We start from the raw sequence: 22,625 nt of genomic DNA, 5'->3' as shown, positions 1-22,625 counted from the left end.
AGCTTATGAAGAAAGTCTTAATGGGTATAGTCTATATACACGGGTTGCTATTATGGGGAATCTATATCCTGATATATGCAGTGGCTAAGTTCTTTTTACACACCTGTAGATTAGGTAAAAAGAAGATTAGACAATGAGTCTTATAACTATGGTCAATGTATGGTTATTTAGTATAGTATATTAAAAAGGCCGTCTTCGTGAGACAGCCTTTGTGATATTATTCTTTAGTGACAATCTGCATTGTCTCTCTATTCACTTGTTTTAATAATAATGTTTTATCACCAAGTATCTTCTGTGCAGAGTGATCGTCGAAGTGTCTTATGGTATATAGAGACACATTCTCATTATAACTCACCTTAAACTTATCTGTAAGCAATAGTCTTACATCTTCGAAGTGATTAAACTTATCTTCTACACATACAGAGAAGCTAATAGCAGAGTTCTGTATTACATTCACCTTAATATTATACTCTCCGAAGAGTTTAAAAATATCACTGATATTCTGCTCCATGATAAAAGAGAAATCCTTAGAGGATAGTGATATTAATAATTGGTTCTTTTTCACAATAAAACAAGGAACATGAGGAGTCAATGGCGCTCCTTTAGATACATTCGTTCCTGGTAATAATGGATTTAAGAAGGACTTTACATATAATGGTATTTCTTTTTGACGCAATGGTTGTAAGGTCTTCGGATGGATGACTGACGCACCGTAGAACGCTAGTTCTATTGCTTCTTGATAAGAAATATGTTGTAGTAGAGTCGTATCTTCAAAATAACGTGGATCAGCATTCAGTACTCCTGGTACATCTTTCCATATCGTTACACTCTCAGCGTCTAAGGCATAAGCAAATATAGCTGCAGAGTAGTCAGACCCCTCTCTCCCTAATGTAGTAGAGAAACCGTTATAGTCAGATCCAATAAATCCTTGTACGATGAATAATTGTTTTGTACAAATCTCTTTTTTGATATTCTCTATCGTGATATCCCAGTTTACATCAGCGTCTCTATAGACTGTATCAGTTTTGATTAAGTTTCTTGAGTCTAGCCAAGTGTTGTCTATACCTGATTCTAGTAGGTAATAGTGTAAGATAGTCGTAGAGATAATCTCTCCATAGCTTACGATTTGATCATAAACGAAATTGTAATTAGGAGATTTATTGTTCAGTAAGAAGTAAGTAATAGAATCAAATAACTCTTTTAGCGATGCATAGATATCGTGATCTTCATTAGGGAATAATTCTCTAACGATCGTGTAGTGATAATCTTTAACTACATCAACAGACTCTGCTAAGTCAAATCTATTCTGAAAATAGTTGTGTACGACTACTTCTAAGGCATTCGTCGTTTTACCCATTGCAGAAGCAATGATTAGGCTATCTTCATAGCCCACTGTTTTTAATACGTTACAAACGTTTCTTACATTTTCTGCGTCTCTTACTGAGGCTCCTCCAAATTTGAATACTCTCATTTACTTAGATTGACTAAATTGTTCTATTCCGTTTTGATCCATTTGTACAGTATACCAATCTTCTAATACTGTCGCTCCGGATTTTTTATAAAAGTTAATAGCCGGTTCATTCCAGTTCAGAACTACCCATTCTACTCTTCGTACACCTTCTTTCTTCGCGATATTCATTATTTCTGCATACAGTGCATATCCCGCTCCTGTACCTCTAGCAGCTTCTGTGACGATAAGATCTTCTAAGTGAATCGTCTTACCCTTCCAGGTAGAATATCTATTGTAGAATAAAGCCATGCCGATGATTTTAGTGTCTAGCTCAGCAACAATAACATTAAATAAAGGATTTGCTCCAAAACCATCTCTGATTAGGTCTTCAGCAGTAACTACGACAGCATCAGGTTCTTTTTCAAAAGTTGCTAGTTCTTGTATTAATGCTAACACATCAGGCATGTCTTGAGGGGTTGCAGGTCTAATATTCATTTTAGTTATTGATTTAATGGTTAATGTCTTCGGTTAGACAACAAAATTAACGATATTTGCACTGTAAAATACACAACTTAAGAATCATTTTTGAAAATGACAACAGAAAGATCTCAAACTTTAGGAGAGTTTATCATTGAAAAACAAGAAGATTTTAAATATTCTTCTGGTGAGTTATCAAGATTAATTAACTCTCTTAGACTAGCTGCTAAAGTAGTAAGTCACCAAGTTAACCAAGCAGGTTTAGTTGACATCGTAGGTGCTTTTGGAAAACAAAATGTACAAGGTGAGCAACAGCAGAAACTTGATGTTTTTGCAAACGAAGTATTCATTAAAACACTTATCAATAGAGAAATCGTATGTGGTATCGCTTCTGAAGAAGAGGATGATTTTATTTCTATCCACGGTAGAGATAATAGCAACGAGAACAAGTATGTAGTGCTAATGGATCCACTAGACGGTTCGTCTAATATCGATGTGAATGTATCAGTAGGTACTATTTTCTCTATTTATAGACGTGTGACTCCTATCGGAACTCCTGTAACAAAAGAAGACTTCTTACAAAAAGGAGAGAATCAAGTAGCAGCAGGATATATTGTATACGGTTCTTCTACGATGTTAGTTTATACTACAGGTAATGGAGTACACGGGTTTACATTAAATCCAGCGATCGGTACATTCTTCTTGTCTCACCCGAATATGAAGATTAATGAGGATGGGCATATCTACTCTATCAATGAGGGGAACTATGTACACTTCCCACAAGGGGTAAAAGATTACTTAAAGTACTGTCAAGCAGAAGAGAATGATAGACCATATACTTCTAGATACATCGGTAGTTTAGTATCTGATATTCACCGTAATATTCTAAAAGGAGGTATCTACATTTACCCTACTAGTACTAAAGCTCCTAAAGGGAAACTAAGATTGTTATATGAGTGTAATCCTATTGCATTCATCATTGAGCAAGCTGGTGGTAGAGCATCTGATGGTTATACTCGTATCATGGAGATAGAGCCAACGGAGTTACACCAACGTGTTCCTTTCTTCTGTGGTAGTAAAAACATGGTAGAAAAAGCTGAAGAGTTTATGAAGAAATAAGAAGTATTTCTATAAAATAACAAGTGAGCTAATCTTTAGGATTAGCTCACTTTTTTTATTTTTTAAGGTTGTGAATTTCTTCTATGAAGGTATCTATATCCACATTTAAGACTAATAACGATAGAGATTTATCTACTAAGAAATCTATATTGTTAGTGAAACCTAAGGCAACAGCAAATTTCTTTAATATCTCTTTTTGTTTTGGTCCTAATACGTGATTTACATATACCATTCTTGCCAAATCGTATAATCTTTCGATACGATTGGTCTCTAGATAGGGAGGGTTGACAGGATAGCTCTCTGGGTTCTTTAATATATTCGCATAGTCCTCGTCGCTGATTTCTAGTCGAATAGCTAGTTCATCTAAGAAAGCTTTTTCCTCTGTACTACAATGTCCATTCGCTAACGCCACACGTACTATCGAAGCAAAGTGGCCTTTGTTTCTCTCTCTAAATCCTAAATCAAATAATTCTGAGTATGACATTTTTGTTTGTTTTTTGGTTAGTAAATTGGTTCAGTTTATTATATCTAATATAATGATAAATTATGGAGTCCATAGTTTTTTTATGATATTTTTATGCTTATCATAATTATGTATGTTTTTAGTAGTGAGTTTATAATAGATTGTTCGTTTGGATAGTAAATTAGATAAACGAAGTAAGTTCCTATTCTAAGATTGGTGAATTAACAAAAAGGTTTGTGTATTTTTGTTAGATCAAAGGGATAGAGAACTTTGTAAATATTTCTGATATGAATGAATCAAAAATAACTAAATATGATAAGGCTTATTTGCGTATGGCTCGCGAATGGGGACAACTATCGTATTGTAAACGAAAAAAGGTAGGAGCGATTATTGTAAAAGATAGAATGATTATTTCTGACGGATACAATGGGACACCTACTGGTTTTGAGAATTGTTGTGAAGACGAAAACGATACTACGCACTGGTATGTGCTACATGCTGAGGCTAACGCTATCTTGAAGGTAGCTAGTTCTACACAGAGTTGTCAAGGGGCTACACTTTATATCACGATGTCTCCATGTAGAGACTGTAGTAAACTTATCCATCAGGCAGGGATTACTAGAGTGGTGTACAGTGAAGGTTACCGTGATACAGAAGGGGTAGACTTTTTAGAAAAAGCAGGGGTGGATGTCGTATTTCTTCCTGACCTTGATTAATATCCACTGTAGATGAAAAAGTTTTTTTGGCCTCTGATTATATCGATTTCTTTATCCTTAGGTATTTTACTAGGAGGCTTTCTTGTATCTGCTTCTTATCGTGGAAAAACAGGTTTTTATACCAATCACAATAAGCTTAAATTAAATCGGCTAATTGATTTTATAGAGAAGGAGTATGTAGATAATGTAGATACTGACTCTATCGTCGATAGAACGGTGACTACTATTCTAGAACAACTAGATCCACACTCTATCTATATCGGCAAGAGTGAGCTACAGTCTGTGACAGAGTCTATGCAAGGTAGTTTCGTAGGGATAGGGGTGAACTACTATTACTATAAAGATAGTGTCGCTGTAATCAAAGATATCGTAGATGGCCCCGCTTTTAAATCTGGTATACAGCCGGGTGACCGTATCATAAGTGCTGACGGACAGCATCTGTATGGAAAGGAGATGACCTCTGATAGTATCGCTAAATACTTAAGAGGGGAAAGGGATACTGATGTAAAATTAGAAGTCTATCGTAAGACTGTAGGTAAGAAGCTAGACATTGTGGTCAATAGACAGCCTATTCCTATCAAGAGTGTAGATGCTGCATTTAAGTTATCAGACGGTAGAGGATATATTAAGCTCAATAGATTCTCTAGTACAACTTACGAGGAGTTTAAAAAGGCGCTAGAGGATCTGATTACGCAAGATATTTCTAGCCTAGTCCTAGATTTGAGAGATAATGGAGGAGGGTATATGGATCAAGCAGTGAATATGCTAAATGATTTATTAAAGAAAGATCAGGTAATCGTAAAGACTGTAAATAAAGGTGGTCAAGAGAGAGTCACAAAGTCTAAAGGAAGTGGTCTCTTTACAGATAAGCCTCTTTATGTATTGATTAATGAGAATTCTGCTTCTGCTAGTGAAATTATAGCTGGAGCGATACAGGATAATGATAGAGGTACTATCGTAGGGCGTAGAAGCTTCGGTAAAGGACTTGTACAACGAGAATTGATGCTCGGGGATGGTTCTGCTATTAGATTGACTACAGCTCGTTACTTCACTCCTTCTGGACGATCTATACAGAAGCCTTATACGATGGGGGTAGAAGAGTATAATAACGATTTTAGAACGAGATATGCACATGGAGAGTTATATGCTGCTGATAGTATAAAAGTAGCCGATAGCCTACAGTATAAAACCTTAAAAGGACGTGTAGTCTATGGAGGTGGTGGTATAGTACCAGATATCTTTGTTCCGATAGGTAATAAGCATGGAGATGACACTGTGGTACTTCTGATGAAATCGGGTATTGTAAGCTTCTTTGTATTCCAAGAGATCGATAAAGAAAGAGCGAAGTTTACTAATATGTCTAAAGAAGAGGTGATAGACTATGTGATGTCTTCTGATAAAGTATTTAAAGCTTATATTAAACATCTAGAAGGCAATAAACTATTCTTCAAATTAGATAAGCGAAAACAGATTGTGAAGCGATTCTTAGTCGGAGAGTTTTTAAGTCAATTATACACTAGTGAGGATTACTATCTATGGATGTTAGAAGTAGACCCTATGATTAAAAAGATAGACGAGAAAACCTTATAGTTAGGAAGAACTCAATATAATAATACTAAAGCATTGTGATTATCACAATGCTTTTTTGTTGGATAAAGTGTTACTTGTTTATTTCTTGTTGTCTATGATAGAACAGTCAAAGGATAACGATAACATAGTGGTCGCATACTTTTAGCTCTTTTTTATGCGAGCAGTATCCCATAACTATGCGACCACTATGCGATAAGTCCAATTAGGGTTGATATAGTGAAGCGCTGTTTTTGTATGTATGGTGTTGAAGTTGAGGTTGTTGTTTGGATTTTGTGTAGGCTTAGCCTTGTCGTATGTATAAAACAATAAAGGAGCCTCATTGAGACTCCTTTATCCTTATTTATTCTGTTCTGATTACCAGATTTTAACTCTTTCCTCAGGTTTGATGTATAATTTATCACCTTCTTTAATATCAAATGCTTTGTAGAAAGCATCTACGTTTTGAAGAGGTACATACGCTCTGTAGTGTCCAGGAGCGTGAGGGTCAGTTTTCACTTGGTTTTTAATTGCCTCATCACGAGCTTTAGTTCTCCAGATAGTTCCCCAAGAGATAAAGAAACGTTGCTCAGGTGTGAATCCGTCGATTAGACCTGGATCACCATTTTCTTTTAAATAGATTTGTAATCCGTCATAAGCAGCATTAACACCACCTAAGTCTCCGATATTCTCACCTAAAGTGAATTTACCGTCTACGAATACACCTGGTAGAGGCTCTAATGCGCTGTACTGAGCAGCTAAAGCATCACCTAATTTAGTAAAACTAGCTAAGTCAGCGTCAGTCCACCAGTTGTTTAAGTTTCCGTTTTTATCATAACGAGCTCCTGAGTCATCAAAACTGTGAGAGATCTCGTGTCCGATTACAGCTCCGATACCACCATAGTTAATCGCTTCGTCAGCTTTATAATCATAGAATGGAGGTTGTAAGATAGCAGCAGGGAATACTATTTCGTTATAGATAGGGTTGAAGTAAGCGTTCACTGTCTGTGGAGCCATTCCCCAACGAGATTTATCTACAGGTTTACCGAAGTCTTCCATGTTTTTAGCAAAATCCCATTTAGTAGCATTCTTCATGTTTTCGAAGTGATTACCACCGTCTTTAGGAGCTTTAATATCCATAGCAGAGTAATCTTCCCATTTGTCAGGGTAACCGATTTTCACTGTTGTAGTTGCTAATTTTTCTAAAGCACCTTTTTTAGTTTCTTCAGCCATCCATGGTAATGCTTTGATACGATCACCGAAAGCTGTAAGTACGTTTTTAATCATTGCTTGAGCTTTTGCTTTCGCTTCAGCAGGGAATTTTTTAGCAACGTATAATTGTCCTAAAGCTTCTCCTACAGTACCGTTAACTACAGCTAATGCTCTTTCGTCAACAGGTCTTTGTTCTTTAGCACCTTCTAATGTTTTAGAGTAGAACTCCCAGTTCGCTTTCTCCATCTCAGTAGATAAGAAGCTAGCATTTTTGTTCACTAAAGTCCATTTCATATACGCTTTGATATCTTCGATATTCTTAGCAGAAAGGATTTCGTTAAGTGCTTTCATGTATTTCGGTTGAGATACAATTAGCTTTTCAACGTTCTTTAATCCTGTAGCAGCGATATAAGCATTCCAATCAACAGCAGGTGTTAATTTTTGAAGCTCAGCTACTGTCATAGGGTTATAAGTAAGACGGCTATCTCTACGCTCTACTCTAGTAAGGCGAGGTTCAGCCATTTTAGTTTCGATCGCTAATACACGTTTAGAATCTGTAGTAGCCTCTTCTTTAGGTTCACCAGCTAATTCTAACATACGTGCTACGTGTGCTACGTATTGGTCACGTTTTTCAGTGATGTCTTTATCTTTTAATACATAATAATCACGATCAGGTAAACCTAAAGAACCTAAACTGATGTATACTGTATTTTCTTGAGAGCTTTTTGCATCTGCATATACGTAGATAGAATATAATCCTAACCCTCCTTCAGCTACTAATTCGTTGATTAGTTTAGTCGCATCTTCTGGAGTTTTGATTGCATTGATTTTATCTAAGTAAGGTTTAAGAGGAGCTACTCCTAACTCATTTCTTTTAGCTTCATCTAAGTAAGTTTGGAATACAGCTACAGCTTTAGCTTGATCAGATTTAGGATCAAGTTTAGAGTCTTCAGCAGCCTCTCTAAGGATAGCAAGGGCATCCTTATCTGTGTTTTGTCTTAATTCATCAAAACTTCCCCAACGTGTTCTGTCATTTGGAATTTCAGTTTTGTCATACCAAGCACCGTTTACATAACGGAAAAAGTCATCACCAGGCTTTACATTTTTATCCATGTATTCTAGGTTGATTCCATGAGCTACTTGATCTTCTTGCTCTGTCGTATTCTTAGCATCTTTACAAGCTACTAATGATACTACAGCGAAGGCAGAGGTTAATAAAACTCTTTTGTTCATAGTATATAATTAATTTTGTTCCTATTGATATTCTAACAAAAATAGAAAATATCTTTTATAATCGTATTTTTCTCTACTTTAAATAAGACATCTTGTATTTATCATGTCTTTAACCTTCAGGTTAAAAGGGATTTTGTAAGTTTGTCGAAACTCTATTTAAAATGTTACACTTTTTCAAGAAATATAAATACTTTTTTATTTTCTTCTTCCTTTTATGTGCAGGGATCATGGTGATGTTCTACAATGCACTGAAGTATAGAAAATCACTACCAGTATATACACCTGCTATGGTGAATCCTGAGATGGTAGATAGTTTAATCCAACATGAGGCCAATAAACAGAAGCACAAGATAGCTGCTTTTAAGTTCTTAAACCAGAATGGTGATACAATTACAAATAAAGATTATGAAGGACATATCTATGTAGCTGATTTCTTCTTTACCACTTGTACTACGATTTGTCCTATCATGAGTGATAATATGGTTTGGCTTCAAGATAAGATTAAGACTCTGCCAGGCGTTAAATTATTATCACACTCAGTAACTCCTGATATCGATAGTGTACCTGTGCTAAAAGAATATGCATTACACAAAGGCGCTGATGATAAGATATGGAACTTAGTAACAGGGGATAAAAGAGATATCTATTATATCGCTCGTAACTCTTACTTAGCTGTGAAGACGGGGTCTCCAGAAGAGATGTATGATATGGTACACACCGAAAACTTTATTCTAGTAGATGGCAATGGCCGTATCCGTGGGTTCTATGACGGTACTAATCTAGATACTCCTGATAAAGAAGCTAAGAATATGCAGCAGCTATGGGAAGACATCCAATGGCTGTATGAGCATGAAAATAGTAAGTCAAAGTAATTAAATAATTATACAGTATAATCCCTCTACATTTATTAGTTGATGTAGGGGGATTTTTTATATATGAATATTTCTGTTTCTAAGTTATGAATCAAAATAAGCTAATAATGAAAAGGTTGTGCGGTAATTATAGTAGTATTAATACTGATAATTATTAGGAATATAGTTCTATAATCTTTTTTATTGACTAAATTTGCAATATGAATTAAATCTAAATAAGGTGAGTACAACTTTAGACTTATTAAAAAGAAATGAAAAAGGAGTGATAGCAGACTTCGATATGCACAAGGTTCCTTTAAAACTATTAGAGATGGGATGTCTACCAGGTAATGCTGTGGAACTTCTAGAGGTAGCTCCTCTAGGTGACCCAATATATCTGTGTATTAATGATACGCATTTATCTATTCGAAAAGAATTAGCTAAGGAGATACAAGTAGAATTAATTGGCTAATTAGATTAAGATATTACATATAGTTGATGAAAAAAGATATAAAAGTTGCCCTAATAGGTAATCCTAATGTAGGGAAAACCTCTGTATTCAATGCCCTGACGGGTCTTAACCATAAGATAGGAAATTATCCTGGTATTACTGTAGATAAAAAATCTGGAGTAGCGAAGTTAGATGATAAAGTAAATGCTACTATTATCGACTTACCAGGAACATATAGTATTAATGCGAGTTCTGAAGATGAACGCATTGTATTAGACTTATTATTTGATCCTACTAATGATGACTTTCCAGATGTTACTGTTGTAGTAGCTGATATAGAAAATCTAAAGCGTAACTTATTACTATTTACTCAGGTTAAAGAACTTGGTGTTCCTACGATATTAGCTGTTAATATGGCTGATCATATGGACGAGAAGGGGATTAGTCTGAAGATAGCGGAGTTAGAAAAGAAATTAAATACAAAGATTGTTTTAATCAGTGCGAAGAAAAAACTTGGTATTCAAGAGTTAAAACAAGCAATATTAAATTATAGAACGTATTCTATAGAACCATGTGTGAATGCTACAGCAGTAGACACAGAGTTCTTTAGTAAACTTGCTTTGACATTCCCTAACCTTTCTGTATTCAAATTGTGGATGATCTATTCACAAGACATCAAGATCGGGAATATAGGGAAGAAAGAGATAGAGGCGAAGGGAGTTCAGTTGTCAGAAAGTGAAATCAAAAAGCTTCAACACAAAAAGACAATCAAGAGATATCAGTTTATCAACGACGTTTTAAAAGAAACGTATTCACGTGATGTCAATAAAGCTACAGATCTTCGTTCTAAAGTAGATAGAATACTTACCCATAAAGTGTATGGATACCTAATCTTCTTTGCGATTATGATGTTGGTCTTCCAGGCTATCTTTGAGTGGTCAAGTATTCCGATGGATTGGATTGATGAGCAGTTTGCTAATCTTAGTTCTTGGGTACACGATACGATGGAGCCAGGTAAGCTTACAGATTTGATAGCGGATGGTATCGTACCAGGTATCGGAGGGGTAATGCCTTTCATTCCTCAGATTGCTATTCTATTTATGTTTATTTCTATCTTAGAAGAGACAGGGTATATGAGTAGAGTGGTGTTCTTAATGGATAGATTAATGCGTCCATTCGGATTAAGTGGTAAATCAGTAGTGCCACTTATCTCTGGTAATGCATGTGCTATTCCAGCGATTATGTCAGCTCGTAATATCGAGAACCCTAAAGAAAGATTGATTACAATACTTGTAACACCGTTTACTACGTGTTCTGCTCGTATTCCAGTATATATTATCATTATTGCCTTAGTAATTCCTGATACACGTGTATTTGGATTCTTAAGTATACAAGGATTGACATTGACGTTATTCTATCTAGTAGGATTCTTAGCAGCTTTGTTATCATCTTGGGCATTGAGTAAATACATCAAAAGCGAGCGCAAGTCATACTTCGTAATCGAGATGCCAAACTACCGTACTCCGATTATTAAGAACGTAGTGGTGAATATGTATGAGAAGACTAAAGCATTCGTAGTAGGTGCGGGTAAGATTATATTCGTATTATCGATCATCATTTGGTTCTTAGGTGCTCATGGACCAGGAGAACGCTTTGAGAATGCTGAGAAACATATTACAGAAGTATATCAAGATAAAGAGGTAAGCGAAGAAGAATTAAGCGAGCATATCGCTAGTTATAGATTAGAGAATTCTTATATCGGTATTCTAGGTAAAACAATAGAGCCTGTAATCAAACCTCTAGGATATGACTGGAAAGTAGGTATCGCAGTATTGTCTTCTTTCGTAGGACGTGAAATCTTCGTAGGAGTACTTGGAACTATTTATAATGTAGGATCTGGGGATGAGAACGATGAAGATGGACGTATTAAACAAAAAATGGCAGCAGAGATATGGCCTGATACAGGACAACCAGTCTTCACGCTAGCCAGTGGGGTGTCACTAATGTTCTTTTATGCTTTTGCGATGCAGTGTACAGCTACAGTAGCAATCGTGAAAAGAGAGACTAAGTCTTGGAAATGGACTATCTACCAATTAGTGTTTATGACTGTTTTTGCGTATGTCGCAGCTTTAATAGCATATCAACTTTTAAAATAAAGTAATTATGGGTTACCAAGAAATAATTGCCTATGCAATTGTAATTATTGCATTGGGGTACATCATTAAAAAAGGCTTTTGGAAGAATAAAACGAATAAGAAAGGTTCTTGTGGCGGAGGTAGCTGCGGATGTTCTTAATCACCATTCTTTAAAATAACAAAATAGGCAACTCGCATGAGTTGCCTATTTTGTTTAGTATATATCGTTAAATCTTAAATGTGGCGAATTCGCCATAATTAGGGCTATACTTACCTAATGCTTTTGATGAAGTTATGGATACTCTCCTCACTAATGCCATGTTCATTAATATGCTTCATAAAGGCTGTTCCTATAATCGCCCCTGAGCTATATTGATTGGTCAGGTTATAGGTGTGTTTATCTCTTACTCCAAAGCCGATAAGAGCAGGATTTTTAAGCTTTAAATCTTGAATGTATTTATAGTATGCTTGTTGCTCTTCTAAAGACTTGTTAGAGCCTGTGGTTCCATTAGAAGAAACTAAATAGATAAAACCATTTGTCTGTTCATCTATATGGCGTACACGTTCTATCGAAGTATCATTACTTATCAACATGATATTACTGACGTTGTGTTGATCACAGTGTGTCTTGAAATGGGATAAGTAGTAGTCCATAGGTAAGTCTGGAAGGATAATACCATCTACACCTACTTCTGCGCATTTCGCTATGAATGCCTCTACACCATATCTTAGTACTGGATTTAGATACCCCATTAAGACAACAGGTATAGTAATGTGCTGTCTCATTTCTTTTAATTGTTCGAATAGCTTAGAGACTGTAATACCGTTTAGTAAAGCCTGCTCACTACTGTGCTGTATAACTGGCCCGTCTGCTAGTGGATCTGAGAAAGGCATGCCTATTTCTACTAAATCTACACCAGCGTTATCTAGATTCTTTAAGATGGTCATGGTGTCTTCTATAGCAGGATAACCAGCTGTGAAGTAGATCGAAAGTATATTGGATTTCTTCTCGGTGAAGAGTGTGTTGATTCTGTTATTCATGGTTAAAGTATTTAGAGTAAGTAATCATGTCTTTATCGCCTCGTCCTGATAAGTTTACCACTACGATATCGCTTTCTTTTAGCTCCATCTTATTTAGGTAAGCCAAGGCGTGTGCTGATTCTAGTGCAGGTATAATCCCATCTATACGCGTTAATTCAAAAGCAGCTTTGATCGCTTCATCATCTGTGATACTACCTACAGTGATCTTACCTGTATCACTCAGATAGGCATGTGCAGGTCCTATACCAGGATAATCTAATCCGGCTGAGATAGAATAAGGCTCTATAATCTGTCCATCCTCTGTCTGTATAAGGTAAGTCTTACTACCGTGGATAATACCTTGTTTTCCTAAGGCGATAGTAGCCGCAGTCTGTCCTGTTTCTACTCCTAGACCTGCCGCTTCTACTGCGATTAATTTTGTATGACCATTGTCTATAAAGTGGTAGAAAGCGCCCATCGCATTACTTCCCCCACCTACACATGCTACTACATAGTCTGGGTTAGGAGTATTCTCTTGCTCTATTAGCTGTGCTTTTATTTCTTTACTGATGATAGATTGGAACTTCGCTACCATATCAGGATAAGGATGAGGTCCTACTACAGAACCGATCACATAATAGGTCTCTTGTGGATTATTGATCCATTCGCGTATAGCTTCATTTGTAGCGTCTTTTAAAGTCTTGCTCCCACTCTCAGCAGCTACTACTTTTGCCCCTAGCATACGCATGCGTTCTACATTAGGCTTTTGACGTTCGATATCATGTGCCCCCATAAATACAGTGCACTCTAGATTTAACAGTGCGCAAGTAGTAGCAGTAGCTACACCGTGCTGTCCTGCACCTGTCTCAGCTATAATCCTCTTTTTGCCTAAGCGTTTAGCTAAGAGCACTTGTCCTATTGTATTATTGATTTTATGAGCTCCTGTGTGGTTTAAATCTTCTCTCTTTAGATAGATCTTCGCTTTATATTTAGCAGATAAGTTAGCAGAATAGAATAGAGGAGTAGGTCTCCCCACATAATCTTTAAGTAGCTTGTTTAGTTCTTGTTGAAAATCTTCTGTCTGTATGATATCTAGGTATCTCTCTTGTAAGTCTGATACATTCTTATACAGCATCTCAGGGATAAATGAACCTCCGTACTCTCCGTAATATCCTTGTTCGTTTGGGTTAAATTCTTTCATAGTCTCTTATTTCTTTTACTAGTTTTCTCACTAGTGTTATGTCTTTATGATGTTGATCGTTTTCTAATTTACTGTTGAGGTCAAAGCCCACTAATCTAGTATCTCGTAATAGCAAAGCGGACTGTATGTTGTGTAATCCTAATCCTCCGCTTAGTAGATAAGGGGTGCTAGCTTGATAATGCTGTAATACATCCCAATCAAATGATAATCCACTACCTCCATGCTGTGGAGTAGGCGTGTCAAATACAAATAAGTCACAATAGGATTCGTATTGTTCTAATTGACTTAAGTCCTCTGCTGTTCCTATAGAGAAAGCCTTGATTACTTTTACTCCTTGCTCTATATAATAAGCACAATCTTCTGGGCTTTCGTTACCGTGTAGCTGTACATAGTCAAGCTTATACTGCTTTATACGTTGTGCTATTTCTTGTCTTGTAGCATTGACGAATACACCTACTTTCTGAATATGATGAGGTAGGTTATCAACAGCCTTGTTAATATCTGTACTTACATATCGCTTTGATTTCGGATAAAAGATAAATCCCATCATATCAATGTGCTCTTGCCCAACAGAATTAATATTGTCTATATCAAACATCCCACAGATCTTTATCTTCTTCATCGCTGTTTATACTTTAATCTCTTGTTGTAATAGCCTTAATTGTTCAGTAGGATTAGCCATCTTCATAAAGTATTCTCCCATTAAGAACCCTGAGAATCCATTGTCAGCTAATTCTAATAACGTAGCGGCATTCTGTATACCACTTTCTGCTATCTTCACTGCCTGCTGAGGTAATAGATTAGCTAGAGCGATACTGTGCTGAATATTTACTTCAAAGGTGTTCAGATCTCTATTGTTTATCCCGATGAGGTCAAACTCAGTATGTAAATGGTCTCGTATTTCTTGTTCAGTATGTGTCTCTAATAATACTTGTAAACCAAGCTGATGTGCATAATCAGTCAATACTTTGACACGTTCGATAGGAAGCATTTTAGCGATCAATAGAATGGCGTCTGCACCTATCGCTTTAGCTTCTTCTATCTGGTACTCGTCTAGGATAAAGTCTTTCTGTAATAGAGGCAAGTCTACTGAAGCACGTGCGTTAGCAAAGTCAGTGGGTAGAGCACCGAAGAATTGACTGTCATTTAGAATAGATAAAGCCGCTGCTTCATTCGCTTCATATCCTTTTACTATCTCAGTGATATTCGCGTTGGGATGAATGATTCCTTTAGAAGGAGACTGTCTTTTAAACTCTGCGATGATGGCTCTGTTGTTTTTAGCCGTGATACAAGCTTTAAAATCAATCGGTGTTCTGTTGTATAATGGAGTATTTCTTAGTTCAGCAATACTCTTTATAGTCTTGCGTTGGGCTACTTCTATCCGTTTATGTGCCTTTATTTGTTCTAATATCTTCATCTCAATTCTTTTAGTATTTCAAACTTATCTTTTGCTTTTCCTCCTAGTAGAGACTCTTCTGCTCTTGCTTTTGCCTCTAAGATGCTTAGTTCAGGATAGTAGGTATTAATAGCTAAAGCGCTATTAGCAAGGACTACATTATTCTGAGCAGGAGTACCTTTACCTTTAAGTATTTGCCAGAAGATATACGCCGACTCTTCTACTGTTTTTCCTCCTTTGATATCTTCTTCACGGATGACAGGACTATTAAAGTAAGAAGCGTCTATTAGTTTCTCTTCTTTGTTATTGACTAGCTTAGCTGATTTAGTCAAGCTACATTCATCATAGCCGTCTAAGGCATGTATAATGCTGTACTGTGTATTCTCTGCCTGCAAGAAGTATTTATACATTCTCAACAGCTCAAGGTTAAACAGACCTACTAGTTGTACCTTAGGCTGAGCAGGATTAGTCAATGGGCCAAGCATATTAAAGAACGTCTTCACTCCAAGTGCTTTTCTCACAGGAGCGATTCTCTTCATGGCAGGGTGAAATAAAGGCGCGTGTAGAAAACAGATATTTGCTTCAGCTAATTGTTCTTTTAGCTCTGCTTCTGTGCTTTTAAAATGAATACCTAAGTTCTCCATCACACTAGAAGACCCTGAGATAGATGATACTCCATAGTTACCATGTTTAGCTACAGGTACACCTGCTCCAGCTGTCACAAAGGATGACAGTGTAGATATATTAAAAGTGTCTTTTCCGTCTCCTCCTGTACCACATAAGTCCATAGGGTTATAAGCTGACAGATCAACTTTATTAGCAAGCTGTAACATTCCTTCTCGGAAGCCTCTTAGCTCATCTAATATGATGGGTCTCATGATAAATGTAGTCAGTAGAGAAGCCATCTGAGCGTCTGTGTACTTATCATTAGCCATGTTGATAACTATCTCTTTGGCTTGTTCTGTAGTAAGTGTTTTATGTTGTATTAAGTGATTTAATATCTCTTTCATAGCATTAGTTTTTAATCCAATTTTTAATTATCTCTTTCCCATAAGTAGTCAATATCGATTCTGGGTGAAATTGTACTCCTCTAACATTAAGTGTTCGATGCTTCACCGCCATGATATTTTGTTGCTCGTCATAGGCTGTTATCGCTAGTTCACTATTACTTTCTTCTATTACCCATGAGTGATAGTGTGCGATAGGGGAGTGATCTGGCATAGACTGGAATATATCATCAGGTGCAGCTAGCTGTATAGGTGATGATATTCCGTGTAGTGGAGTCTCTAATCTCTTTAGTTGGTGACCATAGTACTCACCTATAGCCTGATGTCCTAAGCAGATACCTAATATGTCTTTATGGTCAGCAGCGTAGGCTATCACGTCCATTAGTTTTCCTGCTTCTGATGGAATACCTGGCCCTGGCGAAAGGATAATCTTATCGTACTGATCTATTTGCTCAAGTTCGATCTTATCATTCTTGATGATATCTATTGTTTCTACTCCTAGTTCTTTTAAGATGTGTATCACATTGTAGATAAAGGAATCATAGTTGTCGATTACTAATACTTTCATAACTTATATGTTTTGGGCTTCACGGATAGCTAGAGTGATAGCACTTAGTTTGTTTTCTATTTCTTTTAATTCTGATAAGTCATCTGACTTGGTCACAATACCACATCCTGCCTGATAGTGTAACTCATTCTGATAACTCAGAGCTGATCGGATAAAGATGGCATGGTTAATTTCTCCATCTAAGGTGATAAAGCCTATCGTACCTCCATAGAACCCTCGACTCTCTGGTTCGTATTGATCTATTAGTTCCATGGCTCTGTGCTTAGGCGCTCCTGATAGTGTCCCTGTAGGGAAGGTGTTGGCGAATACATTAAGGCTATCTTTTTGCATATCTATAGTAGCACTGACTTTAGACACTAGATGGATGACATGAGAGTATTGTTCTACCGTTTTATACTCTTCTACTGTGACCTCTGTTCCTGTGATACTTAGGTCATTTCTAGCCAAGTCTACTAGCATGATATGTTCTGCATTCTCTTTAGGGTCATTAAGTAACTGCTGTGTTAGTATCTCGTTCTGAGCCTTGTCTTCTGTTTTTCTAAATGTGCCTGCTATTGGATTGACATACGCTTTATTCTCCTTAACTACTACCTGGGCTTCAGGAGATGAACCGAATATCTTAAATGCTCCATAGTCAAAGTAGAATAGGTAAGGAGAAGGGTTAATAGAACGAAGAGCTCTATATACATTAAACTCATCTCCCGTAAACTGCTGCTTATACTTACGTGAGAGTACTAGCTGGAATACATCTCCTCTATAGCAGTGCTCTTTTCCTTTTTTTATAATCTCTAGAAACTCTTCATCTGTGTAAGGTGTCTTTGGAGCATCTACCGTTTTGAAAGGGTAGGGAGTAATGCTATTGGTGTTTAGATAGGCATGTATTTTATTCAATTGACTTTCTTCTCCTGTACGAGTGTATTCTACTAAGTGCATTTCATTTTTATAGTGATCATATACTATGACATATTTAAAGAAATGGTATTGCATTAAAGGAATGCTTGTATCAGTAGCCTTAAACTGTATATCATGTACTAATGGGATACTGTCATAGCTCGTATATCCATAGATACCTGCCTTTAAGTAATCATAGTGATTAGCGTTTTCTACCTTGATCTCTTTGATAAATAATTGTAACTGATCTAGTACATTGATATCAGCTGTAGTATGTGTAGTCGTGTTCTCTAAGGTCTGTACTGTAGTCGTATCTGCAGTAACGATATAAGACATCATCGGGTCAAAACAGATGTATGAACAACTGTTCTCTCTAGAGTGGTTACTAGAGTTTTCTAATAAGAAGCTATTAGAGAATTTATCTCTTAGTTTGAGGTATATTTCGATAGGAGTGTATAGGTCTCCAAGTATTTTTTTGTGATTGATGTGAAGTTTCATTTCTTGTAATTATTTGAGTTTAAAGCAAAAAAAAGCCTGCTAGGGGTTCCTAGCAGGCTTTATCTATATAATATGTGTATATAATTCTATCTATAACTAATCACAACTTAAATACATAGTACGACCAACCGAACCCTGATAGGATTTAGCTAGCCACCACCAATTAGTATTTAAAAATTGTGTATTCATTTTCGTCTTTTGTTATAGGTGCTAAATTATACTTTTTTTTAATATCAAAGTGTTTTTTTTCAAAAAAGCTCTTATTCTTTTATTTTTCAGGTGTTTTCAGGGCTTCTAAGATGTTTTTACTCGTAATTAATTCATCTTTAAAGATCGTTTCATAATAAAAAATGTCAAAATCTTCTCTTTCGTACTCCGGATTAGCACCTGTATGTGATGTAACAAAAGCACCTAGTGATGCTGCTGTTTTAATAATCTGAATAGGATCATGCCCGTTCAACTTAGCTGCTAAGAAACCTGCAAGATATGAATCTCCACTACCTACCGTATCTCTAATAACGATATCTACTGCAGGATAGCTATAAAGCATCTCTTTGTTTAAATAAAGTCCTCCCTTATCTCCTTTAGAAATGATAATCTCATCACAGTCAAAGTGTTTTTGAACAAACTTAATAGCATCTTCTTCTGATGTATAAGGTTCTTCTAAGTATTCTAAGATTTCTTTTAGTTCAAACTTATTCATCTTTAGTAGATCTGCTTTATGCATGAGCTCTACTACGAACTCTAATTCATAATGAGGAGGTCTAAGATTGACATCGTACACTTTATACTTCGCTACATCTAGCAGTTTATGCAGTGTCTCTCTAGTATGAGGAGTTCTACTCGCTAAAGTACCGAATACAAAGGCATCTGACTGCGCTACTAGATCACTATCTTCTTGCTTAAAGTCGATAAAGTCCCAAGCACTATCCTTTAAAAATTCATAACTCGCTTCATTGTGGTCATCGAATGTAGCGAATACTGTACCTGTCTTTTTGGTAGTATCTGTCTGTATGTAGGATGTGCATGCACCTACTTCTTTTAGTCTAGAAATAATTTTTTGACCAGCGTCATCTGTACCTAATTTGGTAATAATGTGTGAGTTTATTCCCATCTTATGTAGGTGATAAGCTACATTTAAGGGCGCTCCGCCGATCTTCTTATACGTTGGGAAGATGTCCCAAAGTATTTCACCAAAACAAACTACTATAGGAGAATGTGTATTATCTGACATAAAGGATAGTTCTTATATATAATTAGACTTTACTAAGGTACAAAAATCTTTGTTGAAGATAAATAACGCTATAAATATTCCGTTTAGTATTTGTTTAATATGGATGTTGTTGGACTTAAGTGAAAACAGTTGTTTTTAGAAGTTCTATTGATGAGGTTTTAGATAGTAGATGCTTCGGGTAGAGATAGGGTGTGCTTTTGAAAACAAGGATTGAACCCGTGTATATACTGGTTGTTTCCGAATGGCTTCCGAAGGATTTGTCTTGTTATTGTTTTAATAATCTGATAAGTAGTTGTTTAAGTGTTTTTAGATGGTGCATTTTTGGGCAAAAAGAGCAAAGGAGAGCAATAAGGGCATAAGGAGGCATTATAAGGCAAGTAATAGCGTAAGGGATATAAAAAAACACCTCTAGACGATGCTGAGGTGTTTTAAATGCTATTGATAATACATTTTCTTTACTTTGTTCTTAATGGCTTTCTTTTTATAAAACCTGTATTGAAACTTGATAGTCTCTAACCAAAGTTTTATAAACACATCACGTGAGCTCTTACCAATAAGCTCAGCATAATGGGTAGCCATCTTCTCGATATCTTGAATGTTTGTAGTCAAGTGTGACAAGTTTTTCATTCGATGTGAGAAACTCATTTCTTGATCAAACTTCATTCTGTTGATATCTACTAGATAAAATTCATGCGAACCATCTTCTCTTACTTTTATCAAAGTGTTACCTGGTGAATGGTCTAAGAAATTAATACCATTCTCGTGTAATTTAAAAGAGAATTCAACGAACTCCTCAAGGACTCTCTCCCTGTTAGGACAATCTTGGTTTTGTGCTAGATCTCTATAAGTGATATCTGTATCAATAAATTCTGATATGTAGTATGAGTTTCTTAATGCGCCTTTAGAGACGTATTCAAAATAAGCAATCGAATGTGGAGCATTGATTCCTAGATTGTGTAATCTTTCAGCGTTTTCAAATGATCTCAGACCTTTAGACTTACGTATATTTCGGTATACATATCTATTGATAAGATTAGGTTTCTTAAAGGATTTAATAGCAACCTTCTGACCAGTAGATAGCTCTCAAGCTTGATACTATTTCTAGTTCCTTTAGCGATATAAGTATCTATTTCGTCATAGGCTTCAATGATTTCCGTTAGTTCCTTTTTAAGGTTTTGATATTGAGTGTGTATTATCGCATTTACTTTCAACTTCTTCATATAAAAAGTAATTACAATTAAGCACTAAAGATAAAGAATGCTTAGGAAACGAAATTATTAAACTAAAGGAGTTAAATTGTTGTATTTCAGTGTGTTGATTTGTATTTATGTTTGTTTTATGAAGGATTTAGCATTTGTTTTTTTTGTGCTTTTTAACTATTTTAATGCTTATAATGAGATATTGCTAGTGATAAGTTTTATTAAGTCTAGATAATTGTCACAAGTGCTGATTTAGAATAAAATAAACGTGATAAAATGCGAGTTTTTTTAGTTTTTTGAAGTTATACGGAATTAGATAGAAATGTCTTAAAAAGATATGCTTTTTAAAATTAAATGTCTTTTAAATGAAAATTAAACAAAATAATGATCACTTATATTTTAGAGGTTTTCGGTTGTATCACACTGATTGTGATGTGGGTTATAAAAAAAGGTGGCGTTTTATTAATAAAACGCCACCTTTAGGGTAATCTATCGAGTTGTTATTTATTTTGTTCTAATTGAATAGGTTTAAAAGTATCGATGGACATAGACCAATAACGATGTTAATAACGATGGCTGTAACCCCAACGATCTTATAAGTTAACGGTACTTGGATGTGCTCTGTATCTTCTTCTGTAGAAGCGTACATACCAATGATTACTTTTAGATAGTAATAGATACTGATAAATGAGTTAATCACCCCGAAGATAACTAATGCTATAAATCCATTACTTATCGCCTGTGAGAATAAGAAGAACTTACCAAAGAATCCTGCAAAAATAGGTATACCTCCCATAGATAATAACGCTACAGAAAGGATAATAGCAAGAAGAGGATTCTTCTTCGCTAACCCATTGAAGTTAGATATTTGTTCGTTTTCTTTATTCTTTGTCACGATGATTAATACTGTGAATGCTGCTATACCTGCTACAGCATACGCTGATGCATAGTAGAATAGGTTAGCTGATGCTGTACCTAATGCTGTAAGTGCCATCATCATAAATCCAGCATGTGATATACCAGAGTATGCTAATAGACGCTTCATATTATCTTGACGGATAGCCATGATATTACCTACCGTCATCGTTAGAATAGCGATTACTACGATTACGTTGATATATTGACTTGGCATATCTACTAATAAGTACATGCTTAGTCTGTATAGCGTAGCTACAGCAGCTACTTTAACTAATGTACTCATCAGTGCTGTCGTAAGACTAGGTGCTCCTTGGTACACGTCTGGTGCCCAGAAGTGGAATGGAACAGCTGCTATCTTAAATAACATACCTATGATAATCATCGTAGTTCCTAGTGCATACCATATCGGTAATGATCCTGCTAGTGCTACTTCTTTTATTCTAACTACATCAAACGACCCTGTAGCCCCATAGATTAAAGCAATACCGAATAATACTACTCCTGAAGCGAATGATCCTAAAAGGAAATACTTCATCGCAGCTTCGTTACTCTTAATGTTCTTGCGATCTGTACCACATAAGATGTATAATGTGATAGAAAGGATCTCAAGTCCTAGGAAGAACATAGCCATATTACCAAAGCTTACCATACATATCGCTCCCATTAAAAGGAAAAGTTTTAATGAGATATAGTCTGATATCTTTGAGAATTCTGTTTTATAAAAATCTTTACTTAATGCTACTAAGAAAATAGTTAAGGCTATAAATAAAGATGAAAATGCGGTAGAAAATTTAGTGCTCACAAACATATTGTTATAATATGCTTGTACCACATCAATATTGCATACAGTATATCCCAAGATACCTAGTAATCCTAAAAGTGTCGCAGGAATGACTACTTTGCGCAAATTGATGATTTCTAGTACAAGTACTAAAACCGCTAATACTCCAATTGCTATTAATGTATTCATTTGTTTTATTTTGGAATTAAATTCATCAGTTATGTACTGACTCCTTACTA

Annotated in this window: 22 protein-coding genes; 7 read left to right on the top strand and 15 right to left on the bottom strand. The window is 35.8% G+C overall.

The window, feature by feature from the left end:
* Positions 1-217: 217 nt before the first annotated feature.
* Together MODO_RS02010 and MODO_RS02005 are read right to left on the bottom strand one after the other, a co-directional pair.
* The gene (locus tag MODO_RS02010; RefSeq protein WP_006257727.1) at positions 218-1,471 is read right to left on the bottom strand and encodes an aspartate kinase; all 1,254 of its coding nucleotides are present in this window, start codon (positions 1,469-1,471) and stop codon (positions 218-220) included.
* Positions 1,472-1,945 carry a GNAT family N-acetyltransferase gene (locus MODO_RS02005; protein ID WP_006257726.1) on the bottom strand — a complete coding sequence of 158 codons (474 nt, stop codon included), beginning with the start codon at positions 1,943-1,945 and terminating at the stop codon, positions 1,472-1,474.
* A gap of 96 nt (positions 1,946-2,041) precedes the next feature.
* On the opposite strand from MODO_RS02005, the gene fbp reads away from it, so the two are divergent.
* Positions 2,042-3,046: a class 1 fructose-bisphosphatase gene (gene fbp / locus MODO_RS02000; RefSeq protein WP_006257725.1), complete on the top strand. Its 1,005-nt coding sequence runs from the start codon at positions 2,042-2,044 to the stop codon at positions 3,044-3,046.
* 55 nt (positions 3,047-3,101) lie between these two features.
* On the opposite strand, the gene MODO_RS01995 is transcribed toward fbp, so the two are convergent.
* The gene (locus tag MODO_RS01995) at positions 3,102-3,530 is read right to left on the bottom strand and encodes a fructose 1,6-bisphosphatase (protein ID WP_006257724.1); all 429 of its coding nucleotides are present in this window, start codon (positions 3,528-3,530) and stop codon (positions 3,102-3,104) included.
* 266 nt (positions 3,531-3,796) lie between these two features.
* Here MODO_RS01995 and MODO_RS01990 point away from each other — a divergent pair, with 266 nt between their 5' ends.
* Both MODO_RS01990 and MODO_RS01985 read left to right on the top strand, forming a co-directional pair.
* A complete protein-coding gene (locus tag MODO_RS01990) occupies positions 3,797-4,225 on the top strand; it encodes a deoxycytidylate deaminase (RefSeq protein WP_006257722.1) in 429 nt (142 codons plus the stop codon).
* 12 nt (positions 4,226-4,237) lie between these two features.
* The gene (locus MODO_RS01985) at positions 4,238-5,815 is read left to right on the top strand and encodes a S41 family peptidase (protein WP_006257721.1); all 1,578 of its coding nucleotides are present in this window, start codon (positions 4,238-4,240) and stop codon (positions 5,813-5,815) included.
* A gap of 354 nt (positions 5,816-6,169) precedes the next feature.
* Here the strand turns inward: MODO_RS01985 and MODO_RS01980 are convergent, their stop codons facing one another.
* Positions 6,170-8,236, bottom strand: a complete 2,067-nt coding sequence (locus tag MODO_RS01980) for a M13 family metallopeptidase (protein WP_006257720.1) — start codon at positions 8,234-8,236, stop codon at positions 6,170-6,172.
* A 161-nt stretch (positions 8,237-8,397) separates the two neighbouring features.
* Between MODO_RS01980 and MODO_RS01975 the strand changes: the two genes are divergently transcribed.
* From MODO_RS01975 to MODO_RS18930, 4 genes are all read left to right on the top strand, one after another.
* Positions 8,398-9,108, top strand: coding sequence for an SCO family protein (locus MODO_RS01975; RefSeq protein ID WP_006257719.1), 711 nt, complete (start codon positions 8,398-8,400; stop codon positions 9,106-9,108).
* Positions 9,109-9,328: 220 nt separating this feature from the next.
* A complete protein-coding gene (locus tag MODO_RS01970; protein WP_006260493.1) occupies positions 9,329-9,559 on the top strand; it encodes a FeoA family protein in 231 nt (76 codons plus the stop codon).
* Positions 9,560-9,585: 26 nt separating this feature from the next.
* Entirely contained in the window at positions 9,586-11,694 is a 2,109-nt protein-coding gene (gene feoB, locus MODO_RS01965) for a ferrous iron transport protein B (RefSeq protein WP_006257717.1), read from the top strand.
* Between the two features lie 7 nt (positions 11,695-11,701).
* Positions 11,702-11,833 carry a FeoB-associated Cys-rich membrane protein gene (locus tag MODO_RS18930; RefSeq protein WP_006257716.1) on the top strand — a complete coding sequence of 44 codons (132 nt, stop codon included), beginning with the start codon at positions 11,702-11,704 and terminating at the stop codon, positions 11,831-11,833.
* Positions 11,834-11,943: 110 nt separating this feature from the next.
* Here the strand turns inward: MODO_RS18930 and trpA are convergent, their stop codons facing one another.
* The 11 genes from trpA to MODO_RS01915 all read right to left on the bottom strand — a co-directional run bounded on the left by trpA (position 11,944) and on the right by MODO_RS01915 (position 22,575).
* Positions 11,944-12,714: a tryptophan synthase subunit alpha gene (trpA, locus tag MODO_RS01960; RefSeq protein ID WP_006257715.1), complete on the bottom strand. Its 771-nt coding sequence runs from the start codon at positions 12,712-12,714 to the stop codon at positions 11,944-11,946.
* Positions 12,707-13,894, bottom strand: a complete 1,188-nt coding sequence (trpB, locus tag MODO_RS01955) for a tryptophan synthase subunit beta (RefSeq protein WP_006257714.1) — start codon at positions 13,892-13,894, stop codon at positions 12,707-12,709. Before trpB ends, trpA begins: the two co-directional genes overlap by 8 nt.
* The gene (locus tag MODO_RS01950; RefSeq protein ID WP_006257713.1) at positions 13,881-14,516 is read right to left on the bottom strand and encodes a phosphoribosylanthranilate isomerase; all 636 of its coding nucleotides are present in this window, start codon (positions 14,514-14,516) and stop codon (positions 13,881-13,883) included. Before MODO_RS01950 ends, trpB begins: the two co-directional genes overlap by 14 nt.
* A gap of 6 nt (positions 14,517-14,522) precedes the next feature.
* Positions 14,523-15,311 carry an indole-3-glycerol phosphate synthase TrpC gene (gene trpC, locus MODO_RS01945; protein WP_006257712.1) on the bottom strand — a complete coding sequence of 263 codons (789 nt, stop codon included), beginning with the start codon at positions 15,309-15,311 and terminating at the stop codon, positions 14,523-14,525.
* A complete protein-coding gene (gene trpD / locus MODO_RS01940; RefSeq protein WP_006257711.1) occupies positions 15,308-16,300 on the bottom strand; it encodes an anthranilate phosphoribosyltransferase in 993 nt (330 codons plus the stop codon). Before trpD ends, trpC begins: the two co-directional genes overlap by 4 nt.
* A 4-nt stretch (positions 16,301-16,304) precedes the next feature.
* Positions 16,305-16,865 carry an anthranilate synthase component II gene (locus tag MODO_RS01935; RefSeq protein WP_006257710.1) on the bottom strand — a complete coding sequence of 187 codons (561 nt, stop codon included), beginning with the start codon at positions 16,863-16,865 and terminating at the stop codon, positions 16,305-16,307.
* A gap of 3 nt (positions 16,866-16,868) precedes the next feature.
* The gene (locus MODO_RS01930; protein ID WP_006257709.1) at positions 16,869-18,254 is read right to left on the bottom strand and encodes an anthranilate synthase component I family protein; all 1,386 of its coding nucleotides are present in this window, start codon (positions 18,252-18,254) and stop codon (positions 16,869-16,871) included.
* A gap of 268 nt (positions 18,255-18,522) precedes the next feature.
* A complete protein-coding gene (locus MODO_RS01925) occupies positions 18,523-19,488 on the bottom strand; it encodes a carbohydrate kinase family protein (protein ID WP_006257707.1) in 966 nt (321 codons plus the stop codon).
* 435 nt (positions 19,489-19,923) lie between these two features.
* On the bottom strand, positions 19,924-20,475 hold the full coding sequence (locus MODO_RS01920) for a lipopolysaccharide kinase InaA family protein (RefSeq protein ID WP_235811646.1): 552 nt from the start codon (positions 20,473-20,475) through the stop codon (positions 19,924-19,926).
* Positions 20,472-20,708, bottom strand: a complete 237-nt coding sequence (locus tag MODO_RS19535; protein ID WP_235811645.1) for a hypothetical protein — start codon at positions 20,706-20,708, stop codon at positions 20,472-20,474. Before MODO_RS19535 ends, MODO_RS01920 begins: the two co-directional genes overlap by 4 nt.
* A gap of 493 nt (positions 20,709-21,201) precedes the next feature.
* Positions 21,202-22,575, bottom strand: a complete 1,374-nt coding sequence (locus MODO_RS01915) for an NADH-quinone oxidoreductase subunit N (RefSeq protein WP_006257704.1) — start codon at positions 22,573-22,575, stop codon at positions 21,202-21,204.
* Between the last annotated feature and the right edge of the window lie 50 nt (positions 22,576-22,625).

Source organism: Myroides odoratimimus, assembly GCF_001485415.1.
GTDB lineage: Bacteria > Bacteroidota > Bacteroidia > Flavobacteriales > Flavobacteriaceae > Flavobacterium > Flavobacterium odoratimimum.
This window is presented reverse-complemented; position numbering and strand designations above follow the sequence as displayed.

Bases quoted from the DNA above. Each gene is read 5' to 3' on its own strand.
- MODO_RS01980 (WP_006257720.1), bottom strand. From the start codon at position 8,236: ATGAACAAAAGAGTTTTATTAACCTCTGCCTTCGCTGTAGTATCATTA.
- MODO_RS01975 (WP_006257719.1), top strand. From the start codon at position 8,398: ATGTTACACTTTTTCAAGAAATATAAATACTTTTTTATTTTCTTCTTC.
- MODO_RS01930 (WP_006257709.1), bottom strand. From the start codon at position 18,254: ATGAAACTTCACATCAATCACAAAAAAATACTTGGAGACCTATACACT.
- trpC (WP_006257712.1), bottom strand. From the start codon at position 15,311: ATGAAGATATTAGAACAAATAAAGGCACATAAACGGATAGAAGTAGCC.
- MODO_RS19535 (WP_235811645.1), bottom strand. From the start codon at position 20,708: ATGAAGAAGTTGAAAGTAAATGCGATAATACACACTCAATATCAAAAC.
- fbp (WP_006257725.1), top strand. From the start codon at position 2,042: ATGACAACAGAAAGATCTCAAACTTTAGGAGAGTTTATCATTGAAAAA.
- MODO_RS01990 (WP_006257722.1), top strand. From the start codon at position 3,797: ATGAATGAATCAAAAATAACTAAATATGATAAGGCTTATTTGCGTATG.
- MODO_RS01925 (WP_006257707.1), bottom strand. From the start codon at position 19,488: ATGTCAGATAATACACATTCTCCTATAGTAGTTTGTTTTGGTGAAATA.
- trpD (WP_006257711.1), bottom strand. From the start codon at position 16,300: ATGAAAGAGATATTAAATCACTTAATACAACATAAAACACTTACTACA.
- MODO_RS02005 (WP_006257726.1), bottom strand. From the start codon at position 1,945: ATGAATATTAGACCTGCAACCCCTCAAGACATGCCTGATGTGTTAGCA.
- MODO_RS01935 (WP_006257710.1), bottom strand. From the start codon at position 16,865: ATGAAAGTATTAGTAATCGACAACTATGATTCCTTTATCTACAATGTG.
- MODO_RS01995 (WP_006257724.1), bottom strand. From the start codon at position 3,530: ATGTCATACTCAGAATTATTTGATTTAGGATTTAGAGAGAGAAACAAA.
- feoB (WP_006257717.1), top strand. From the start codon at position 9,586: ATGAAAAAAGATATAAAAGTTGCCCTAATAGGTAATCCTAATGTAGGG.
- trpA (WP_006257715.1), bottom strand. From the start codon at position 12,714: ATGAATAACAGAATCAACACACTCTTCACCGAGAAGAAATCCAATATA.
- MODO_RS18930 (WP_006257716.1), top strand. From the start codon at position 11,702: ATGGGTTACCAAGAAATAATTGCCTATGCAATTGTAATTATTGCATTG.
- MODO_RS01985 (WP_006257721.1), top strand. From the start codon at position 4,238: ATGAAAAAGTTTTTTTGGCCTCTGATTATATCGATTTCTTTATCCTTA.
- MODO_RS01950 (WP_006257713.1), bottom strand. From the start codon at position 14,516: ATGAAGAAGATAAAGATCTGTGGGATGTTTGATATAGACAATATTAAT.
- MODO_RS02010 (WP_006257727.1), bottom strand. From the start codon at position 1,471: ATGAGAGTATTCAAATTTGGAGGAGCCTCAGTAAGAGACGCAGAAAAT.
- trpB (WP_006257714.1), bottom strand. From the start codon at position 13,894: ATGAAAGAATTTAACCCAAACGAACAAGGATATTACGGAGAGTACGGA.
- MODO_RS01915 (WP_006257704.1), bottom strand. From the start codon at position 22,575: ATGAATACATTAATAGCAATTGGAGTATTAGCGGTTTTAGTACTTGTA.